Annotated in this window: 17 protein-coding genes; 9 read left to right on the top strand and 8 right to left on the bottom strand. The window is 74.5% G+C overall.

Annotated elements, in window-relative coordinates:
• Positions 1–96: 96 nt before the first annotated feature.
• The 8 genes from E0L36_RS20115 to E0L36_RS20080 all read right to left on the bottom strand — a co-directional run bounded on the left by E0L36_RS20115 (position 97) and on the right by E0L36_RS20080 (position 10,688).
• Entirely contained in the window at positions 97–1,293 is a 1,197-nt protein-coding gene (locus tag E0L36_RS20115) for a CHAD domain-containing protein (protein WP_180930518.1), read from the bottom strand.
• A 49-nt stretch (positions 1,294–1,342) separates the two neighbouring features.
• Positions 1,343–3,661, bottom strand: a complete 2,319-nt coding sequence (locus E0L36_RS20110; protein ID WP_374705562.1) for an RNA degradosome polyphosphate kinase — start codon at positions 3,659–3,661, stop codon at positions 1,343–1,345.
• A gap of 171 nt (positions 3,662–3,832) precedes the next feature.
• A complete protein-coding gene (gene mshD / locus E0L36_RS20105; RefSeq protein ID WP_180930516.1) occupies positions 3,833–4,765 on the bottom strand; it encodes a mycothiol synthase in 933 nt (310 codons plus the stop codon).
• 160 nt (positions 4,766–4,925) lie between these two features.
• Positions 4,926–5,576, bottom strand: a complete 651-nt coding sequence (locus E0L36_RS20100; RefSeq protein WP_180930515.1) for an NADPH-dependent FMN reductase — start codon at positions 5,574–5,576, stop codon at positions 4,926–4,928.
• A 110-nt stretch (positions 5,577–5,686) separates the two neighbouring features.
• A complete protein-coding gene (locus E0L36_RS20095; protein WP_374705561.1) occupies positions 5,687–7,360 on the bottom strand; it encodes an ATP-binding protein in 1,674 nt (557 codons plus the stop codon).
• Entirely contained in the window at positions 7,357–8,067 is a 711-nt protein-coding gene (locus E0L36_RS20090) for a response regulator transcription factor (protein ID WP_180930514.1), read from the bottom strand. The genes E0L36_RS20095 and E0L36_RS20090 overlap by 4 nt, the downstream gene beginning before the upstream one ends.
• Before the next feature lie 374 nt (positions 8,068–8,441).
• Complete coding sequence (locus tag E0L36_RS20085) at positions 8,442–9,467, bottom strand: LacI family DNA-binding transcriptional regulator (protein ID WP_180930513.1); 1,026 nt, start codon at positions 9,465–9,467, stop codon at positions 8,442–8,444.
• Positions 9,468–9,926: 459 nt separating this feature from the next.
• Complete coding sequence (locus E0L36_RS20080) at positions 9,927–10,688, bottom strand: response regulator transcription factor (RefSeq protein WP_180930512.1); 762 nt, start codon at positions 10,686–10,688, stop codon at positions 9,927–9,929.
• Between the two features lie 329 nt (positions 10,689–11,017).
• On the opposite strand from E0L36_RS20080, the gene E0L36_RS20075 reads away from it, so the two are divergent.
• The 9 genes from E0L36_RS20075 to E0L36_RS20035 all read left to right on the top strand — a co-directional run bounded on the left by E0L36_RS20075 (position 11,018) and on the right by E0L36_RS20035 (position 20,548).
• Complete coding sequence (locus tag E0L36_RS20075) at positions 11,018–12,019, top strand: alpha/beta fold hydrolase (RefSeq protein ID WP_308416843.1); 1,002 nt, start codon at positions 11,018–11,020, stop codon at positions 12,017–12,019.
• A gap of 56 nt (positions 12,020–12,075) precedes the next feature.
• Complete coding sequence (locus tag E0L36_RS20070; protein WP_180930511.1) at positions 12,076–12,342, top strand: MoaD/ThiS family protein; 267 nt, start codon at positions 12,076–12,078, stop codon at positions 12,340–12,342.
• Positions 12,339–14,054, top strand: a complete 1,716-nt coding sequence (locus tag E0L36_RS27850; RefSeq protein ID WP_258016344.1) for a hypothetical protein — start codon at positions 12,339–12,341, stop codon at positions 14,052–14,054. The genes E0L36_RS20070 and E0L36_RS27850 overlap by 4 nt, the downstream gene beginning before the upstream one ends.
• A 263-nt stretch (positions 14,055–14,317) precedes the next feature.
• On the top strand, positions 14,318–15,040 hold the full coding sequence (locus tag E0L36_RS20060) for a DUF2993 domain-containing protein (RefSeq protein ID WP_180930510.1): 723 nt from the start codon (positions 14,318–14,320) through the stop codon (positions 15,038–15,040).
• A gap of 679 nt (positions 15,041–15,719) precedes the next feature.
• Positions 15,720–16,559 (top strand): sulfurtransferase, encoded by an 840-nt coding sequence (locus tag E0L36_RS20055; protein ID WP_180930509.1) that lies wholly within the window; start codon positions 15,720–15,722, stop codon positions 16,557–16,559.
• A 179-nt stretch (positions 16,560–16,738) separates the two neighbouring features.
• Positions 16,739–17,026 carry a DUF1416 domain-containing protein gene (locus tag E0L36_RS20050; RefSeq protein WP_180930508.1) on the top strand — a complete coding sequence of 96 codons (288 nt, stop codon included), beginning with the start codon at positions 16,739–16,741 and terminating at the stop codon, positions 17,024–17,026.
• A gap of 342 nt (positions 17,027–17,368) precedes the next feature.
• On the top strand, positions 17,369–17,755 hold the full coding sequence (locus E0L36_RS20045) for a DsrE family protein (protein WP_180930507.1): 387 nt from the start codon (positions 17,369–17,371) through the stop codon (positions 17,753–17,755).
• Between the two features lie 674 nt (positions 17,756–18,429).
• Complete coding sequence (locus tag E0L36_RS20040) at positions 18,430–18,993, top strand: FABP family protein (protein WP_180930506.1); 564 nt, start codon at positions 18,430–18,432, stop codon at positions 18,991–18,993.
• Positions 18,994–19,333: 340 nt separating this feature from the next.
• A complete protein-coding gene (locus E0L36_RS20035) occupies positions 19,334–20,548 on the top strand; it encodes a helix-turn-helix transcriptional regulator (RefSeq protein ID WP_180930505.1) in 1,215 nt (404 codons plus the stop codon).
• Positions 20,549–20,626: the final 78 nt, after the last annotated feature.

Raw genomic sequence — 20,626 nt, 5'->3', positions numbered from 1 at the left:
CGTCCCCCGCCGTCGGCCGCCTGCGCCTTCGGGCCGGGCCACTTCCGCTTCCGGGCCGCTTCCGCTTCCGGGAGTCCCGGTTCGGCCGGTGCCGGTTCAGTCGCTGCCGGTTCGGCCGGTGGGGTGCTCGCGCGGGGGCGGGAGGGCGCCGCTCCGGGTGGGGGCGCTCGCGGGGGCCGCCGGTTCCTCGCCGTGGTCGTCACTCCAGTCGTCACTCCAGAGGCGGCCGTGTTCCTCGCTCCAGAGGCGCCCGAAGGCGAACCGGGCCGCCTCCACCTCGTGCCGCTGGTCGGCGTGGAGCACCCCGAGGGCGTAGGCGGTGGCCGGGGCGATCCGGGGCGTACGCGCCGCGGCCGACGCGGCGGCGGCCGCCTCCGCCGCGACCCGGTGCCGCTCCAGCGCCGCGCTCGCGGAGGTCAGCCGGGGCCCGGCGGGCGGGGCGCCGGCCTCCCGGGGCAGCTCCCGCGCGTACCGGTGGCGGCGCAGCGCGGCCCGTACCCGGTGCCAGGCGGCGTCCTGCTGGGGCCCGGCCGTCAGCGAACGGGCCAGCGCCTCCGCGTTGTACGGGGCCTCGGCTCGGGCGAGCGGCAGCGCGGCGACGGCCTCGGTGAGCCGGGTCCGGGCGGCGTCGGCCGGGGGGCCGAGCGCGACGGCGGCGTCCGCGTCGGCCGTGCCGGGGGCGAGGGGCGCCTCCGAGGCGAGCAGCGCGACGGTGTCGACGGCGGCGTGGAACCGGGAGGAGCGGAGCGCCCGGAGCGCCGCGGAGTGCGCCCGGCCGCGCGCGAGCGACAGTTGGCGGTCGAGCAGCGCTCCGGCGCGCGCCACTCCGGCCGGGAGCCCGTCGTCCGGGCGGGCGCCGCCGCCCGCGCCCCCGGCTCGCGCGACCGGGTCGGGGGGCGGCTCGGAGGTCTGCCCGGGTGGCGGCTCGGCGCCGGGGGTGTCCGCGGTTCCGCTGGCGAGGCGGTGGAGCGCCGCGAGCAGCCGCTCCAGCCGTTCGGCCTCCTCGTACTCGCGGCGGAGGGTGGCGGAGAGCCAGCGGAGTTCGGCGCGGGAGCGGTCGGCCCAGTCGGGGTCGAGCAGGGTGCGGTAGGTGTGCAGGGTGGCGTCGAGCCGCCGGGCCGCCGCCGCGATCCGCCGGACGGCGTGCGCGGTCCGGTCGCTGGCCTCGGGGTCGCCGACGGTCTCGCCGTGCCGCCGCAGGCCGCGGAGCAACTCCGCGGCCTGGCCGTGCAGGTAGCCGCCGAGCGCCTCCGCGACGGTCGGTCCCACCGGCTCCGCCCCCGGTCGCGGCACGCTGGTCTCCCCCGTCCGTGCGCGGCCGGGGCGGGCGGCGGGCGGCGGCTCACACCGCGGGGCCACGTCGTCGCCTCCGGCTCTCGATCAGCTTCTCCTGGATGTTCGGCAGCGGCTGTCCGTCCGGGTCGTGCGCGTGCCGCGTCCACTCGCCGTCCGGCCCGAGCCACCAGGACGCGGTCTCGTCGGACATGCCCATCTCCAGCAGCCGGTCGAGGTAGGCGCGGTGCCCCGGGTCGGCGACCCGGACGAGCGTCTCGATCCGGCGGTCCAGGTTCCGGTGCATCATGTCGGCGCTCCCCAGCCACACCTCCGGCTCTCCGCCGTTCCCGAACGCGAACACCCGGGAGTGCTCCAGGAAGCGGCCGAGCACGCTGCGCACCCGGACGCCCTCGCTGAGCCCGGGCACGCCGGGCCGCAGCGCGCAGATCCCGCGCACCCAGACGTCGACCGGCACCCCGGCCCGCGCGGCCCGGTACAGCTCGTCGATCACCGCCTCGTCGACCATCGAGTTGACCTTGATGCGGACGGAGGCGTCGGCGCCCGCCTCGTGATGGGCCACCTCCCGCTGGATCCGCGCGATCAGCCCGTCCCGCAGGGAGCGCGGGGCGACCAGCAGCCGCCGGTAGGTCTCCCGCCGGGAGTACCCGGAGAGCCGGTTGAACAGGTCCGAGAGGTCGGCGCCCACCTCCGGGTCGGCGGTGAGCAGGCCGAGGTCCTCGTAGCGGCGGGCGGTCTTGGGGTTGTAGTTGCCCGTGCCGACGTGCGCGTAGCGGCGCAGCGTCTCGCCCTCCTGCCGGACCACCAGCGACAGCTTGCCGTGCGTCTTCAGCCCGACGAGGCCGTAGACGACGTGGCAGCCGGACTCCTCCAGCTTCCGCGCCCAGGTGATGTTGGCCTGCTCGTCGAACCTGGCCTTGATCTCCACCAGGACCAGCACCTGCTTGCCGGACTCGGCCGCGTCGATCAGCGCGTCCACGATCGGGGAGTCGCCCGAGGTGCGGTACAGCGTCTGCTTGATGGCCAGCACGTCCGGGTCGGCGGCGGCCTGTTCCAGGAACGCCTGCACCGAGGTGGAGAACGAGTCGTACGGGTGGTGCAGCAGCACGTCCCGCTCGCGCAGCGCGGCGAGGACGTCCGGGGCCGAGGCGGACTCGACCTCCGCGAGGTCGCGGTGGGTGCCGCCGACGAACTTCGGGAACGTCAGGTCCGGCCGGTCCAGCTCCGCGACGATCTCGCCGAGCCCGGTCAGGTCCAGTGGCCCCGGGAGTGGGAAGACCTCGGCCTCCGAGATCTTCAACTCCCTGATGAGCAGGTCGAGGACGTACGGGTCGATCGACTCCTCGACCTCCAGCCGTACCGGGGGGCCGAAGCGGCGCCGCAGCAGCTCCTTCTCCAGGGCCTGGAGCAGGTTCTCCGCGTCGTCCTCCTCCACCTCCAGGTCCTCGTTCCGGGTGACGCGGAACATGTGGTGCGCCAGCACCTCCATGCCGGGGAACAGCTCCTCCAGCTGCGCCGCGATCACGTCCTCCAGCGGGACGTAGCGCCCGGGCGACGCCTCCAGGAAGCGGCTGAGCAGCGGCGGCACCTTCACCCGCGCGAAGTGCCGGTTCCCGCTCGCCGGGTTGCGGACGACCACCGCGAGGTTGAGCGAGAGGCCGGAGATGTACGGGAAGGGGTGCGCCGGATCGACGGCCAGCGGGGTCAGCACGGGGTAGACGCGTTGCCGGAAGAGGGTGAAGAGCCGCTCCCGCTCCTCCTCGGTCAGCTCGTGCCAGCGGATCAGGTGCAGCCCCTCGGCGGCCAGCGCGGGCGCGATCTCCCGCTGGTAGTGGGCGGCGTGCCGGGCCATCAACTCCCGGGAACGGCCCCAGATCTCGTCCAGCACCTCGCGCGGGGGGAGCCCGGAGGCGCTGCGGGTGGCGACGCCGGTGGCGATCCGCCGCTTGAGCCCGGCCACCCGCACCATGAAGAACTCGTCGAGGTTACCGGCGAAGATGGCCAGGAAGCTGGCGCGCTCCAGGAGCGGCACGGTGGGGTCCTCGGCCAGCTCCAGCACGCGTTCGTTGAACGCGAGCCAGCTGCGCTCCCGGTCCAGGAACCGCCCGGCGGGGAGGTCGTCGGCGGCGCCGTCCGGGCCCTCGCCCTCCCGGTAGAGGTCCGGGTCGGAGTCGATCTCCGGTTCGCGCCTCCGCCGATCGCCGTCGGCGTCCGCGTCCGCGTCCCGGAGCGTGCGCGGACGGTGGGCGGCTATCGGTCCGACGGACGGCTGACCGGATCGCGAGGCGTGCTGGCTCATACCCCCATTGTTCCGCGCGGGCGGAGGCGCCGGCGCGGGGACGAGGGGCGGCTGAGCTGCGGGCTGCATTCCGTGATGCTCGCAACCGCGTCTGAATCACCGGTTACGCGCACATGGCGGCCCGGGAAGGCGGACGCTACGCGCGTGTGCCAGGCCGCCCGTACGTCAACGGCCGGGGCCGGGCGGGCGGCGGCCGGGCGGGGGCGGGGCCCGGTGGGAGCCGGGCCCCGTGGGGGGGGCTCAGCTCTCGGCGCGGTACATCAGGTCCGTCTCGTGGGTGCGGAAGCCCAGCCGCTCGTAGACGGCGACGGCGGGGAGGTTGTCCGCGTCGACGTAGAGCATCGCCGTCGGCAGTCCCCGGTCCCGCTCCAGGTGGCGCAGGCCGATCGCGGTGAGCGCCTTGCCGAGCCCGCCGCCCTGCTCGTCCGGGGCGACGCCGAGGACGTACACCTCGCCGAGCCCCTCGGCGGCGTGCACCTTCGTCCAGTGGAAGCCGACGAGCACGCCGCCGCGCTCCGCGAGGAAGAAACCGGCCGGGTCGAACCAGGGCTCGGCCTTCCGGTCGTCCAGGTCGCGCTGGGTCAGCGAGCCCTGCTCGGGGTGGTGCGCGAAGGCGGTGGCGTTCAGCCGGAGCCAGGCGGTGTCGTCCTCGCCGGGGCGGAAGGCGCGGACGCTGACGCCCTCCGGCAGCACCGCCTCCGGCAGCGGCCCGGCCACCCCGGTGCCGCTGGACTCCGCGTCCGATCCGGCGAGGGGGCGCCGCAGTTGGCGCAGTTCCCGAAAGAGCGTCAGCCCGAGCACCCGGGCGAGGTGCCGGGCCGCCGGGTGGCCGCCGTGCGCCCAGACCCGGAGCCGCTGGCCGGACGCCTGGAGCAGCGCCTGGCCGAGCTGCCGCCCGTACCCCCTGCCCCGGTGGTCCGGGTGGACCGCCAGCTCCCCGACCGGCGCCTCCACCGGGTCGGTGTCCTCCAGCTGCGCGTAGCCGACGAGTTCACCGCCGTCCCGGTGCAGCAGCAGGTGCCGCACGCCGGTGCGCCGCCCGCCCCGCAGCTGGAGGCGGCCCTGCTCGGACACGGCGGCCTGCCCGTCCACCCGGGCGGCCGCGTCGATCAGCTCCATGGCCTCTCGTACGTCCCCGTCCGACGGCTCGTCCACAACAACCACGTCGCTCATGGCACCGACGATACGGCCCGGCGCGGGACACCGGAACACGGCGGAGGGTGGCGGGGCGGAACGACACCGGCGGTGCGGACGGGCCGCGCGGCGGGCGGGAGCCGGGCCCCGCCGAGGGGGCGTGGCGGGGCCGGGGTGGCGTCGGGGAGGGCGTGGCGGGTCAGCCCATCCGCGAGTAGGGGGTGCGCTGGCGGGCCCGGCGCAGCGCGTCGCCCCACCACTCCAGCTGGTTGAGCAGGCCCTTGGCGGCCGCCGCGGTGCCCTCCTGGTCGTGCGGCACCCCGTTCTCGTCGAAGCGGTCCCAGACCATGGGGAAGCTGAGGGTGTCCCGGACGGTGACGGCGTGCAGTTCGGGGAAGACCTGCCGCAGGTGTTCGGCGGCCCGCTGCCCGCCCGCCATACCGCCGTAGGAGATCAGCCCGACGGGCTTGGCCTCCCACTCGCCCTTGAACCAGTCGATCGTGTTCTTCAGCGAGGCCGGGAAGCTGTGGTTGTACTCCGGGGTGATGACGACGAAGGCGTCGGCGGCGGTCAGCCGTTCCGACAACTGGGCGTAGACGCGGGACAGTTCACCGTCGGCCGCCAGGTCGGTGGGGAAGGCCATCGGGAGGCTGTTCTCCGGGTCCGCGAGGTCGATCAGGTCCAGCTCGAAGGTGCCCTCCTGTTCGGCCCGCCCGACGAACCAGTTGGAGACGACGGGACCGATCCGGCCCTCGCGCACGCTCCCGACGATGATCGCCAGCCGCAGCGGGCGGTCCTCGCCGGAGCCCTCGGCCTGGGCGGGGACGGGGGTGGACTGGGTGGTGGTCATGGTTGCTCCTCAACTGTGCGGATGAGTGGGTCAGTTGGCGACCCGCGTCGGGCGGCGAACCCTTCCGCCGTCCAACACGTACGAGTTTTCAACTTGAATCGAGGTTTAAGTCAAGTGCCTTCTCCCCCTGCCTCTCGCCCGCGCCCGTCCGCCCCCTCGCCCGACGGCCCGTCACCCGAGGCGTCGGCCCGCTGACCTGACGGCACGGCCGGCGATGGCCCGTCAGGGGCGCCGTCTTCCCGGCGCCGCCGAGGCGCGGAGGGCAACGCGGAGGACAACGCGGAGGGCAACAGGGCGTCGTACGCGGTGAGTTGACCACGTCTCAGCGGCGGCCGGTCATCCGGGGCCGGAGACGGTCCGTCGTCCCGGGACGGCCCACCGTCCGGGGGCGGGGCGGCGGACGAGCCGGGGAAGCGGAGGACGGCCACGGTGCCGCCCGCCCCGTCCGGCGCCGGGCGCAGCGCCACCTCCCCGCCCGTCTGCCGGACCACCCGCTCCACGATGGCGAGCCCCAGCCCCGAACCCGGCAGCGCGCGGGCCGCCGGGGAACGCCAGAACCGCTCGTACACGTACGGGAGTTCGTCCTCCGCGATACCGGGGCCCTCATCGCGGACGCGCAACTCCCCACCGTCCAGCGAGACCTCGACGGTGGCGGCCGGGCCGCCGAACTTCACCGCGTTGTCCAGCACGTTCAGCACCGCCCGCTCCACCGCCGACGCGTCGGCCCGCATGTACCAGCTCCCCAACTCCCCCCGTACGGACACCGTGACGCCAGCGGCGCGCAGCCGCACCCGCTCCACGGCACGGCCGACGATCCCGCCCAGCTCCACCACCCGGTGCCGCGCCGTGCCGCCCGGCGCCGTCTCCGGCCGGGACAGCAGCTGCACGTCCTGGATGAGCGCGCCGAGTTCGGTCATCTGCGCGGTGACCGACTCCAGCAGCGCCCGCCGGTCCGCCTCCGGCAGCGGGCGTCCGGTCCGCTCACTGCGCACCAGCAGGTCGATGTTGGTACGCAGCGAGGTCAGCGGGGTCCGCAACTCGTGCCCCGCGTCCGCGATCAGCTGCTGCTGGAGTTCCCGCGAGGCGGCCAGCGAGGCCGTCATGGAGTTGAAGGAGCGGGAGAGCCGGGCGATCTCGTCGTCGCCCTCCGCCGGGATGCGCACCGCCAGGTCCTCGGTACGCGCGATGTGTCCGGCCACCTCCGCCAGCCGGTCCACCGGCCGCAACCCGGCCCGGGCCACCGCCACCCCCGCGCCCGCCGCGCCCAGCACGCCCGCGCCACCGACCACCGCGAGCACCAGCGCGAGCCGGTTCAGCGGCTCGTCCACCTCGGACAGCGGGCGGGCCACCGTCACCGCCAGCTCGGTGCCGCGCACCGGAACCGTCAGCACCCGGTAGTCCGCGCCGTCCGGGGACGGCGCGTCGTGCACGGCCTCGCTCAACTCCCCCTCCGCGACGGAGACGTCGGCGTCGTCGACGGACAGCGCACTGCCCACGATCACGCAGCTCTTCCCGTGCGCGTCCACCACCTGCACCGAGGCGCCGAACGGGTTCGGGGCCCGGACCTCCGAGGTGCTGCACTCCCCCGTCCCGACCTGCTCCACCACGAACCGTGGATCGACGTCGCTGCTGCTGAGCAGCGCGTTGTCCAGCGAGGAGAGAAGCTGCGCGCGCACCAGGAACCAGCAGACCGTCGCCGAGGCGGCGACCGCCAGCGCCACGGTCAGCGCCGCGAGCAGCGCCAGCCGCGAGCGGAGCGGCATGGCGTTCAGCCGCCGGATCACGCCGGGTCGTCCCTCAGGACGTAGCCGACACCCCGGACGGTGTGCACCAGGCGCGGCTCACCGCCCGCCTCCGTCTTCCGCCGCAGGTACATCACGTACACGTCCAGGGAGTTGGACGACGGTTCGAGTTCGAAGCCCCAGACGGCCTTGAGGATCTGCTCCCTGGTGAGCACCTGCCGGGGATGACTCAGGAACACCTCCAGCAGGGTGTGTTCGGTCCTCGTCAGCTCCACCGACCGGGCGCCCCGGGCGACTTCGCGACTGCCCAGGTCCATCCGGAGGTCCGCGAAGGCGAGCACCTCCGGTTCGTCCTCCGCCCCGGCCGCCTCCGCCAGTTGGCGGGTGTAGGAGCTGCGCCGGAGCAACGCCCGGACACGGGCCAGCAGTTCGTCCAGCTCGAAGGGCTTGACGAGGTAGTCGTCGGCGCCCGCGTCCAGCCCGGTGACCCGGTCGGCGACCGTGTCCCGCGCGGTGAGCATCAGCACCGGCGTCCGCACCCCGGCCGTGCGCAGCCGCCGCGCGGCCGTCAGCCCGTCCATCCCGGGCATCAGCACGTCCAGCAGGATCAGGTCGGGGGCGGTCGTCCGCGCCTTCTCCAGCGCCTCCAGCCCGTCGGCGGCCAGCTCCGTGGCGTACCCCTCGAAGGCCAGACCGCGACGCAACGCCTCCCGCACCGGCGGCTCGTCGTCAACGATCAGAATTCTCACGGCGGTTCCCCGGCCTCTCGCCCCGTCCGCACTCCCCGCGACGCTCCGCGCACGCGCGACTCGTACGTCTCACCCGCCTCACACTACGAGCGCCACCCCGCGTCCGTACGTCATCGGCGGGCAGCCGGAGAGCGGAACGCGCGGAAGGGGCACGCCAGAGCGGTCACCAGCCCCCAGGGACCCCGATCCGACCCGAACCAGCCCGAACCGGGCGGGAGTTGACGAAGGTGGACGCCACGCCCCGGGCGTCGCACCCCCACACCCCCACACCCCCACACCCGCGCGAAGCCCGGAGCCGGAGTCGGGAGCTGGAGCCCGGGGCGGACGTCGCGGGGAGGGGCTGGGTCGAGGCGGCCCCACGGCCCGCGGGGCGGCTAGCCGCCGCAGCCGCAGGAGCGGCGGATCCTCAGCGCGGTCGGGAACTGCCGGACGCGCTCCCGGCGGGACCCGGTGACGCGCAGCGCGTCGTCCAGCACCAGATCCACCGCGACCTGCGCCATCGCCTCCCGGTCCGAACCGACCGTGGTCAGCGGCGGATCGGTCAGCCCCGCCTCCTTCACGTCGTCGAAGGCGGCGACCGCGAGTTCGCCGGGGACGTCGACGCCCAGCTCCCGCGCGGCCCGCATCAGGCCGATCGCCTGGTCGTCCGTCGCGCAGAAGACCGCGGTGGGACGGTCGGGGCGGCGCAGCAGCTCCAGGGCGAGCAGGTAGGTGTCGTAACGGTTGTACGGGGCCTGGAAGTGCTGGCCCTCCACGGACTTCCCGGCCTCCCGCATGGCGCGCGCCCAGCCCTCGACGTGGTCGGTGACCGGGTCACCCAGCTTCGGGGTCTCCTCGACCCCGCCGAGACAGGCCACCCGCTCGTGCCCGTGTTCCAGCAGGTGCCGGGTGGCGAGCTGGGCGCCGCCCACGTCGTCCAGCACCACGGCGACGTCGTCGATGGCGGCCGGGCGGCGGTGCATCAGCACGATCCTGGCGTCCCACGCCTCGATCTCCGCCGCCGCGCGCTCACTGGGGCCCTGGCTGATCAGGATCAACCCGGCGACTCGCATCCCGAGGAAGGCCCGGAGGTAGTGCACCTCGCGCTCGTCGAGGTAGTCGGAGTTGCCGACCAGCACCATCTTTCCCCGGGCCGCCGCCACCTGCTCGACCGCGTGCGCCATCTCCGCGAAGAACGGCTGCCGGGCGTCGGGGACGATCAGCCCTATGAGGTCGGTTCTCCGGGAGGCCATGGCCTGCGCCACCCGGTCGGGCCGGTACCCGAGCGTCTTGATCGCCGCGAGCACGCGCTCCCGGGTGGCGGGTGCCACGGGGCGGGGCCCATCGTTGATCACATAGCTCACGACGGCGGTGGAGGTGCCCGCCAGTTTCGCCACGTCGTCCCGTGTCACTTTGGCCACGTTCCGCAGTCTACGCGGGGAGCATCACCCCTCCACCGGGCGGTGCCGCCCCCGCGCCCCGGCGCGCGCCCCGCCCTGCGGCAGCGGTCGGCGCCCCGCGTTCCGGGGGCTTCGCCCCTGGTCACCGCCCCGTCCCTCGGCGCTCGCCCGCGCGGCGCGGCGGCGGGCGAGCGAGGGACGAGGGGCGGGCGGGAACCGGCGTGCGCCGGGTGACCCGGCGGCGTTCGGCCAGCCGCGCGGCGGCGGTCCGCCACGGCGCGCGAAACCCCCGTTCGGGGGTGCGTTCGCGCGTTCCGGTCCCGCGGCGAGCGCGGTCCTCCGGCTCGCGGTCCTCCGGCTCGCGGTCCTCCGGCGAGCGGGCCTCCGTTCCGGCCCCGCGTCGTTCCCGGCACCTTCGGCGTGCGGCCCACGGCGCGTGCGGCCGTCCGGCACAGGGTCCGGTCCTCCGGAACTCCCGGGTCACTGACGGCCGGTGGCCGCCTCCCGGGCGACGCGCTCGGCCGCGTCCGTCACCGCCCGCGCGTTCTTCTCGTCCTCGGTCCGCTCGGCCTTCTCCGGCGAGACGAAGCGGTAGCCGACGTTCCGGACGGTGCCGATCAGCGACTCGTGCTCCGGGCCGAGCTTCGCCCGCAACCGCCGGACGTGGACGTCCACGGTGCGGGTACCGCCGAAGTAGTCGTAGCCCCAGACCTCCTGGAGCAGCTGGGCGCGGGTGAACACCCGGCCGGGGTGCTGCGCCAGGTACTTCAGCAGCTCGAACTCCTTGAAGGTCAGGTCGAGGATCCGGCCCTTGAGCTTGGCACTGTAGGTGGCCTCGTCCACCGAGAGGTCACCGTTGCGGATCTCCATCGGGCTGTCGTCGGCCGTGCCCCGCTGGCGGCCGGTGGCGAGCCGCAGCCGCGCCTCGACCTCGGCGGGACCGGCGCTCTCCAGGAGGACGTCGTCCACCCCCCAGTCGGCGGTGACGGCGGCGAGGCCACCCTCCGTGACGATCAGCAGCAGCGGGCAGCCGGGGCCCGTGGAGCGGAGCAGCTGGCACAGCGACCGCACCTGCGGCAGGTCGCGGCGCCCGTCGATCAGGATCACGTCGGCGCTCGGCGCCTCGACGAGGGCGGACCCCTCGGCGGGGGCCACGCGCGTGTTGTGCAGCAACAGGCCCAGTGCGGGCAGGACTTCGGTGGAGGGCTGGAGAGCGTTGGTCAGCAGGAGAAGCGAGCTCATACCAGGGCTCCCTCCTCCCGCGTCGTATGGTGCGCCTTCGAACGGTCCCGACGCTGCGCGTTTCGCTTGCCCATGACGTTCTGTCCCTTCCTCGGTCACGCGAGGACGTATCCGACGTTCATGCTGTCCACCCGGTGCGCCGCACGGTCACGGCCGCACCGGCCGCCACCCCGGAAGCGGGGCGGACCCGCCGCCCGGCGACTCCCGGGCCCGGGTACCCCGGAAACCGGAACTCCCAGACCGGTACCCGGAACCCCCGGCCCTCCAGAAAGCACAAAAGGACCCGGGGGCGGCGCTGCCCGGATCCTTCGTCCAGCAGAATAGCCGACGTGTACGAAGCAAGGCAGTGTGAGATCGCTCGCTCCGCCCCCGCCGCCACCTCGGGGCGCGCGCCCGTGGAGCCCCGCTCCGGCGTGCGGCACCGCGCGCTGCGGGCCGCGGACGGGGTACGCGTCGAGGCCCGGTACGAGCCGTACGCCGGACCGGCACACCGCCCGGACCAGGCCGTGGAACCGCCGGAGGCCGCCGTCACCGTGCTCGCCCACGGCTTCACCGGCTCGCTCGACCGGCCCGCGCTGCGCCGCGCCGCACGGGTCTTCGCACAGCACACCGCCGTGATCACCTTCTCCTTCCGGGGCCACGGCCGCTCGGGCGGCCGGTCGACGGTGGGCGACCTGGAGGTGCTGGACCTCGCGGCGGCCGTCGGCTGGGCCCGCTCGCTGGGGCACCGCCGGGTGACGACCGTCGGCTTCTCGATGGGCGGTTCGGTGGTCATCCGGCACGGGGCGCTGTACCACCCCGACGCCCCCGAGGAGCGCGAGGGGCGCACGGGCGCACACGCCGACACGGTGGTCGCGATCAGCGCACCGGCCCGCTGGTTCTACCGCGGGACCGCGCCCATGCGCCGCGTCCATCAGGCGATCGAGAGCCCGGTGGGACGACTCGTCTCACGATTCGGACTCAGGACCCGTATCCATCCGGCCGACTGGGACCCGGTGCCGCTCTCCCCCGTCGACGCCGCACCGCTGATCGCCCCCACCCCGCTGCTGATCGTCCACGGCGACCAGGACCCCTACTTCCCCCTGGACCATCCGCGCTCCCTCGCCACCGCCGCCGGCGCCACGACCACCGCCCCCGGCGCCTCCCGCACCCCCGACACGTCCGGCACCCCCACCGCCTCCGGTCACGCGGCGCCCGGCCCGTCCGCCGGGGCGAGCGACCCGGCGGCCGACGCGGAGCTGTGGATCGTCCCCGGCTTCGGCCACGCGGAGAACGCGGCCCGACCCGAACTCCTGCACCGCGTCGCGGCGTGGACCCGCGCCCGCACCTGACCCCCCGCGGACCGTCCATCATGGGACCCGCACCACAGGCGACCGAGAGGAACACGATGGCGAGCGGCACCATCCGCTACTGGGCGGCGGCGAAGGCCGCGGCCGGGACCGCCGAGGAGCGGTACGAGGCCATGACCCTCGCCGAGGCCCTCGGGGAGGCACGCGCGAGGCACTCCGCGCACCCGGAGTTCGCCCGGGTGCTCCAGCGCTGCTCGTTCCTGGTCGACGGCGAACAGGTCGGCGCCCGCCCACACGACGCCGTGCGGCTCACCGACGGCGGAACCGTCGAGGTCCTCCCCCCGTTCGCGGGAGGCTCCCGGTGACCGAGCACCCCCACCAGCCGCCGCACCAGCAGGGCGCCCACCCACCGCCGCCCCACCCCGGCGGGCACCACCCACCCGAGCCGTACGGTCAGGCCGACTCGTACGGTCAGGCCGGGCCGTACGCGGCGTCGGAGCCGTACGGTCAGTCCGGCGCGACGGTTCCGCGTCCGCCACACGCCCAGCCCCAACAGCCCGGCCCCCAGGTCCAGTACGGCCAGTACAGCCCGTACGACCAGCACGGCGCCTACGACCAGCGGCACACCCAGCACGGCCAGCACGGCCAGCACGGAGCGCGGAGCCAGCACGGCCGGTACGGCGACCGCGCGGCGCCCGGCGCGTACGGGGAGGCGGGCCCGCCCGGCCAGCCGGGCGCGTACGGGGAGCCCGGCGGGCAGCGGCCGGGGCAGCCCGCCGGACACGGAGAACCGCACCACCAGGGGTACGCCCAGCCGTACGCCCACGACGACCAGCGGCCCGGCCCGTACGGCCAGCCCCAACAGCCCCAACAGCCCCACCACCAGCAGGGGTTGGAGCAGCCGGGGCAGGGGCGGCCGGGGCCGCGCGACCCGTACGGCCGGTACGACGCGCCCCCACGGCCCGGCCAGGGCAACGGGTACGACCAGCAAGGCGGGCACGGCGGGCACAGCCAGCACGGCGGTTACGACCAGCAGCACGGCGGGCACGACGCCCGCCAGCCGCCGTGGCAGAGCGGGCCCCGGCAGCGGCAGGCCCCCTACGGCGGCGCCCCCGATGCCGCTCCCGGCTCCACCCCCGACCACGGAGCGCACCAGACGGCCCCGCTCCCCGGCGCGGGCGCCCCGGAGAGCACCCAGCGGCTGCGGGTCACCCCGGCCGGACCGCCGTCAGGCGCGGCCCCGGAGTCGCTGCCCACGCAAGCCGGGACACCCAGGCCGGACAGCGCCAGCGGCCCGGGCGGCGCCAGCGGTCCCGAGGGTCCCGCGCACCCGGACCGGGCCGGTCGCTCGCCGATCATCCCGCCGGGCATCGTCCCGGCCGGGCTCACCACGGTGCTCGCGCTGCTGCTCGCGCTGGCCGCACAGGCCGGGAACCTCGCGCTCGCCGCCGCCGTTCTGCCGCTCCAGGCGGTCACCGCCGCCGGGTGGTTCCGGCTGAACGGCATGTGGCCCGCCCGGCAGGGGATCCTGCTGGCCTTCCTCGCCGGGGTGACCACCACCGTCGCGCTGCTGGTCACCGACGGGGACGGGGAGGGTGGCGCGCCCGGCGTCGCCATCGCCACCCTCGGTGTCTGGTGCGTGCTCACCCTCGTGTTGCAGCTGCGCAACCACTCCAGCCCCGACGAGCGGCTCTACGCGCTCACCGCGACGCTCACCTCCTCCGGCCTCGCGGTGCTCGCCGCCGGTCACCTGGCCGCCGAGCCGGACGCGGTGACGGTGGGAGCCGCCGCCGTCGCGGTGGCCGCGCTCGCCCGCGCGCTGCCGCTGCCGCCCTACGTGTCACCGGTGGTCGCGCTGCTGGCCGCCGCCGGTACGGGCGTGGCGGTGGGTGGGCTGACCGACCTCGGCACGGTGGGCGCGGTGCTCGGCGCGGCGGCCGGGGCCGGGGCCCTGATCGGGCTGCGGGTCGCGAGCTACGACTTCCCGTCGCGGTTCGTCCACCTGACCGCCGGGGTGGCGCTGCCGCTCACCCTGGCCTCCCCCGCCGTCTACCTGCTCGGCCGCGTCCTCGGCTGACACCGGCCACCCGGGCCCGGCGGCCGGGCACCCGGTCGCCCGCTGCCGAGCAGCTGATCGCCCGGCGGCGGGGACGGGACGGGAGGGGTGACGGCGGGGACAGGACGGCTGACAGGGACGCCCGGTGCCGCGGTCGCCCGGGGCCGATCGCCTCGCGATCATCCACGACAACCAGTGATCGACTATCGCCCCCTCTGCACCGCTTTCCGTACAGGTGCTGACGGTAGGCTCGCGGCAAGCCGATTGCATGGGGGAAGCAACACATGCGCGCACTTCGCATCAGTCTCGTCATCCTGGCCGTCCTCGCGGTGCTGTTCGTCGCCGCCGACAGACTCGCCGTCGGGATGGCGGAGGACGAAGTGGCCCAGCAGATCAAGGACTCCAACGGGATGACGGAGGCCGGGGAGGTCGACGTCTCGATCGACGGTTTCCCCTTCCTGACGCAGTTCGCCACCAAGGAGTTCGACAAGATCACGGTCAACGTCAGCGACGTGACCGCGCGCTCGGGTGCGCGCCAGGTCACCCTCTCCAGCCTGACGGCGGACCTGTCGGACGTGCGGCTCAGCGACGGCTACTCCTCCGCCACCGCCTCCCACGCCACCGGCACGGCACTGATCAGCTACGACGCGCTCACCAAGGCGGCGGACAAGGACGTCAACCTCGGCTGGGGCGGGAAGAGCGACTCCGGCCGCGGCCAGGTGAGGGTCGACGCCCAGGTCGGGCCGCTGACCAGGGCCTGCGCCCTGCTGAAGCAGGACTGTAGTGTGCGCGCCACCGTCGGGGTGAGCGGCAACAAGATCAAGCTCCGCGCCACTCGGATTCCGGCCTCAAAGGTGCCGGGCGTGGAGGAAGCCGTCCGGAAGAAGACCGACTTCGACCGGGCCATCGACGGGCTGCCGGACGGCCTCACACTGAAGAGGGCGGTGCCCACCCAGAAGGGCATCGAGCTGACCGTGGAGGGCGAGGACGTCCCCCTCAACAGCTGACCCGGGGCCCCTGCCCGATACCCACGCCCCGCCCCCGCACGCCCCGCCCGTGTCGTCCACGTGCCCTGCCCGGGACGCACACCCCCGCACGCCCCGCCCCGGGGTGACGGGGAGGGCCGGAGCGGGTGGGGCGGTGAACGTCCCGAGGGTCGAGACACCCCGTTCCGTACGGCAGGAGGGGCGGGGAATCCCCGTGCCACGGTGGCGTGTTCGGGCCGCGTGGATGGCCCGGAGCGGCCCACACGGGGTTCACGATCCTGCAATACGGACGAAAAAATCTCAGCATTCGGATTGACGGTGACACACGCCCCGTCTCCTCCTTACGATCGAGCGCATGAAGCGACAGGCGGTTCTCACCAAGCGACGGGCAGTCGATCTGTGCCGCATCGCCGCCATGCTCTGTCGCACCAGCCGCTGACGGCTGCCGTCCCGCCCCCGCGGTACGTGCCGCCTCCCCCACGCCCACGGCCGCCGCACCCTCGCGCCCGACGCCGTGCGCACCGGGGCCGAAGCGCACGACCACGCACCGGTTCCCGCTCCACAGCCAGCTGAGCCCGCTGTCCGAAGCCGATCCAGCACGCAGCCCGAAGCCCGTCCCGGACCGCGCGCGGCCCCGCCACGCGCCCCGCCACCTCCGCCGCACCCGTCCCAGCCAGCACACCCCGTGAGGAGACACAGCATGAGCCGCAGCGACGTCCTGGTAGACGCCGACTGGGTCCAGGCCCGCATCGACGACCCCAAGACGGTCATCGTCGAGGTGGACGAGGACACCTCGGCCTACGACAAGAACCACATCAGGAACGCGGTGCGCATCGACTGGAAGCAGGACCTCCAGGACCCGGTGCGGCGTGACTTCGTCGACCAGGCGGGCTTCGAGGAGCTGCTGTCCCGGAAGGGCATCGCCAACGACGACACCGTGGTGCTCTACGGCGGCAACAACAACTGGTTCGCCGCCTACGCCTACTGGTACTTCAAGCTCTACGGCCACGAGAACGTGAAGCTGCTCGACGGCGGCCGCAAGAAGTGGGAACTGGACTCCCGCGACCTGGTCGCCGAGGTGCCGACCCGCGAGGCCACCTCGTACTCGGCGCAGCCGCAGAACACCGCGATCCGCGCCCACCGGGACGAGGTCGTGGCGGCCATCGGCACCCGGAACCTGGTCGACGTGCGCTCCCCCGACGAGTTCAGCGGCAAGCTGCTCGCCCCCGCCCACCTGCCGCAGGAGCAGGCCCAGCAGCGCGGCCACGTGCCCTCCGCGAAGAACATCCCCTGGTCGAAGTCGGCCAACGACGACGGCACCTTCAGGTCGGACGCCGAGCTGAAGGAGCTGTACGAGGGCGCGGGCGTGGACCTGGGCAAGGACACCATCGCCTACTGCCGTATCGGCGAGCGCTCCGCGCACACCTGGTTCGTGCTGCACGAGCTGCTCGGCCAGGAGAACGTGAAGAACTACGACGGGTCCTGGTGCGAGTACGGCTCGCTGGTCGGCGTGCCGATCGAGGTCGGCTCCGGCTCCTGAGGCCGCGCGCCCGGTGCGGCCGCGCACCCGGGCCGGGCTTCTCCTCCCCGGCCCGGCGCGGCCCCCAACCGATCTTGCCCGAGCGAGAGCCGGACCTCGCCGGTCCTCTCCGGTTCTTTCCCGACTCTCCTTGATCTCTCCTGATCTCTCCCGATCTCTCCCGTAAAGGAAGCGACACCATGTGCGGAGCAACGGCTGGCGGCCCGGACGCCTCCACCATCAAGCCCGGTGAGACCACCATCCAGGGCAGCGTCACCCGGGACGGCGAGCCCGTCTCCGGCTACGTGCGGCTGCTCGACTCGACCGGCGAGTTCACCGCCGAGGTCCCCACCTCCGCGACCGGCCAGTTCCGCTTCTACGCGGCCGAGGGCACCTGGACGCTGCGCGCGCTGGTGCCCGGCGGCACCGCCGACCGCACCGTCGTGGCCGAGCAGGGCGGTCTGGCGGAGGTCGCCATCGCCGTCTGAGACGGCGGGCGCCCCACGGCCGCCGCGTTCGGCCAGCCCCGGCCGGTCCGGGGACGACCCGGGTCCGGTTCCGGATCGGCATCCGGATCGCCGGTCCGGGTCGGGCGCGGTCGGGGCCGTGGGCACCGTTCACCGCTGAGTGGACGGCGGGACTGAGGGGCCGCTCCCCCACGGGTTGGACGCCAGGGGGCGCGGCCTTTCACAGCTGTCGGGGCTCCGCGCCGCCGTCGGGACAGCACGGGGGGCCGCCCCGGCGGCGGCGCGGGAGGACGGCGCGCGGGCGTGCGCGCGGAGTCAGCGGACGGCGGACGGCGCGCGGGGCGCCGCCGTAGGCTGAGGCGCATGACTCCTCCAGACTCACCGGAACAGCGGCGCCTCGTGATCAAGGTGACGGCGGGCTCCGACGCACCGGAGCGCTGCTCGCAGGCGTTCACCGTGGCGGCGGTGGCCGCCTCCAGCGGAGTCGCCGTCTCGGTCTGGCTGACCGGGGAGTCGGCCTGGTTCGCGCTGCCGGGCCGCGCGGCGGAGTTCACGCTGCCGCACGCCGCTCCCCTGCCCGAGCTGATCGAGGGTGTCCTCGCGGGCGGCGGACGTCTCACCCTCTGCACCCAGTGCGCCGCCCGCCGGGACATCAGCGAGGCGGACGTGCTGGACGGTGTCCGCATCGCGGGCGCCCAGGTCTTCGTCAGCGAGATCATGGCCGAGGGCGCCCAGGCCCTCGTCTACTGACCGTCCGGCCCGCCGTCCCGGTGGGCCGGACCTCACCCGGCCTCCCGGCCCCGCCCCACGGCACCCCTTCCCCCGGCACCGCTCCCGGGCACGCTCCCCGGGCGGCGACCAGCGCCGGAGCGGGGCCTCACGGAGAGCGCGCGGAAGGCCCGGACTAGACTCGAGGAGAGACCGTGCACACTGCATTCAGCACCGCCCAAGGAGAGCCCCGTGCTTGAGGCATTCTTCACCGCCCTGATGGTCCTGGTCTGCGTCGGCACCCTGGCCTTCGCGGCTCTCGTCTACCGGAAGCTCTACCAGGGCCAGCGCTGAGCCGAGCCCCCGCGCACCGCCCGACCCCACACCACCCGGCCCGCACCACCCGGCCCCGCTCGCGCCAGCTCCACGCCGACCCCGCGCCCCGGTCCCCACACCGTCCCACGGCGCCCGCGTCCGACGGGTGAGACGGGACGAGGACGGCGGTCCCGGACGGCCCGGGAGACGCATCGGCCGGAGGGCCAGGCGAGCCGCCGCCGGGAGGCGGAGCCGCGATCGGCCACCGGGCCACCCACCTCGCGGCCGAGTACGGGCCGCGCGGGCCGAGCACGGCGGACTTCGGACGCCACCACCGCGTCACCTTCGGTAGCGTGGTACCGCCAGCGCAGTCCCACCACCCACAGATCGTCTGAGAACCCATGATCGAGATCCCCTCCGACCTGCATCCGGACCTCGTCCCCCTCGCCTTCCTGCTCGGCAGGTGGACCGGCGCGGGCGTGGCGGAGTTCCCCGGCCGCGACCAGTGCAACTTCGGTCAGGAGGTCTCCTTCTCGCACGACGGGCGGGACTTCCTGGAGTACGTCTCGCACAGCTGGGAGCTGGACGAGGACGGCCAGCAGATCGCCCCGCTGGAGACCGAGTCCGGCTACTGGCGGATCGACGGGGAGCGCCAGGTCGAGGTCGTCATGATCCGCGACCAGGGCGTGGCCGAGATCTGGTACGGCCAACTCGCCGACCAGAAGCCGCAGATCGACCTGGCCACGGACGCCATCGCGCGGACCGGCAAGGCCGAGCCGTACAGCGGCGGCAAGCGGCTCTACGGGTACGTCAACGGCGACCTGATGTGGGTGGGCGAGAAGTCCACCCCCGAGGTGCCGCTCCGGCCCTACATGTCGGCCCACCTCAAGAAGGTCGTCGACCCCAGCGAGTGGGCGAAGGACCTGGGCGACCTGCCGGACGACGGCATCGCCTTCTTCAAGTAGGCCGTCGCCCCCGGACACTCCGCGCCACCCGCCTTCGGCTCCTCCGCCCCCCGGCCGCCCGGGCCGGGGGCCATCGCCACGTCCCAGGACGCCGCCCCGTCGCCCCCGGGCCCGGCACCTCCGGCCGGGTCTCCGGACGGGCCTGCGGCCGGCTGCCCGGCTCGGGTGCCGGAGCCGGGCCGTCCGCACCGCGCGCACCTCCGTCAACTTCCCGCGCGCGGACACTCGTATCGGGCCACTCTCCCATCCCTGACATGCGGTTTCCCCTCCGCGCGCCGTTCCGGCCGCAGAGCGGATGGGTACGTTCCACAGTGTCGCCCCAGGGATGGGAAGCCCAGGAATGTTCCCCACCGATGACGCCCATATCGGCGCGCGCATGGCCGCCCACCGCAAGCTCGCCGGGTACACCCAGCGCGAACTCTCCGAGCACGCCCACCTCTCGCTCGGCTGTATCCGCAAGGTGGAGCGCGGCGAACGCCTCCCCACGGCCGGTGTGTTGACGGCCGTCGCCCGGACGCTGCGGCTCACCGTCGAGGACCTCACCGGCCAGCCCTACCGCAGGCACCGCGCGGACGAGCGCGTACACGGGCCGATCACCGGAGTCCGCGCGGCGCTGCGCCACTGGGACCTCCCCGGCGACTGGTTCGAACGGCCACGCCCGCTCCCACAGCTCCACGCCGAGGTGCGCACCGCCTACGGCTTCCGGCTCGCCGGACGCCTCACCCAGCTCGGCGACCAACTCCCGGCCCTGATGGAAGAGTTGACCGCCGCAGTCCATCTGCGCACCGGCGCGCGTGAGCGGCGGCGGGCCGCCCGGCTGCTGGCGCTCACCTACGACCTGGCGCACACCCTCACCTACCGGCTCGGCTATCCGGACCTGCGCGGCCAGGTGGAGGACCGGCTGCGCTGGGCGGCGCGGCTGTCGAACGATCCGCTGATGACGGCGCTCGCGGAGTACAAGCGGGTGGAGTCGTTCAAGTCGGCCCACGAGTACGACGCCGGGCTGCGCGCTCTCCGGGCCGCGCGCGAACGGCTGTTGGAGGAGACGACGGCGCACCACGACCCGTCCCTCGTCACCGTGCTCGGTGGTCTGCGACTGCGGGAGGTGACCATGGCCTCCCGGGCACGCGACACCGAGGCGACCGAGCACCACCTCGAACGGGCACGGGAGTTGCTCGGCACACTGCCCGCGCCGGACGACCGGCGGCACCACTCCCTGGTGTTCGGCGGCGGCAATGTCGCGATCCACGAGCTACAGGCGCAGTTGGAACTCCGGCGGCTCGCCGAGGCCGAACTCGTCATCAGCCGCACCCGGTTGCCCGCCACCGTGCCGCCCACCCGGGTCAGCGCCTGGCACATCAACGCGGCCCGGGTCCATCTCGCGGCGGACCGGCGCGAGTCCGCCCTCCGCCACCTACGGCTGGCGCGTACGGCGGCTCCGCAGGTCACCCGGTACAAGCCGATGGCACGGGACACCGCGCTGCTGCTGACGATGAAGTACCGCCGCACCAGCGAGGAACTCCGGGCGCTGAACCACTGGTTCGGCTTCGTCTGATCCCCGGGGCTTCGGTCCCTCGCCGAACGAGGCGCCTGTCAAGGGCCGTTACGGGAGGGAAGTACCCCGCTCCGGGGT

Source organism: Streptomyces sp. AJS327, from assembly GCF_013450295.1.
In the GTDB taxonomy this organism is placed as follows: Bacteria; Actinomycetota; Actinomycetes; order Streptomycetales; family Streptomycetaceae; genus Streptomyces.
Note: the sequence above shows the minus strand (reverse complement) of the source record. Positions and strands in the feature narration are given on the sequence as shown.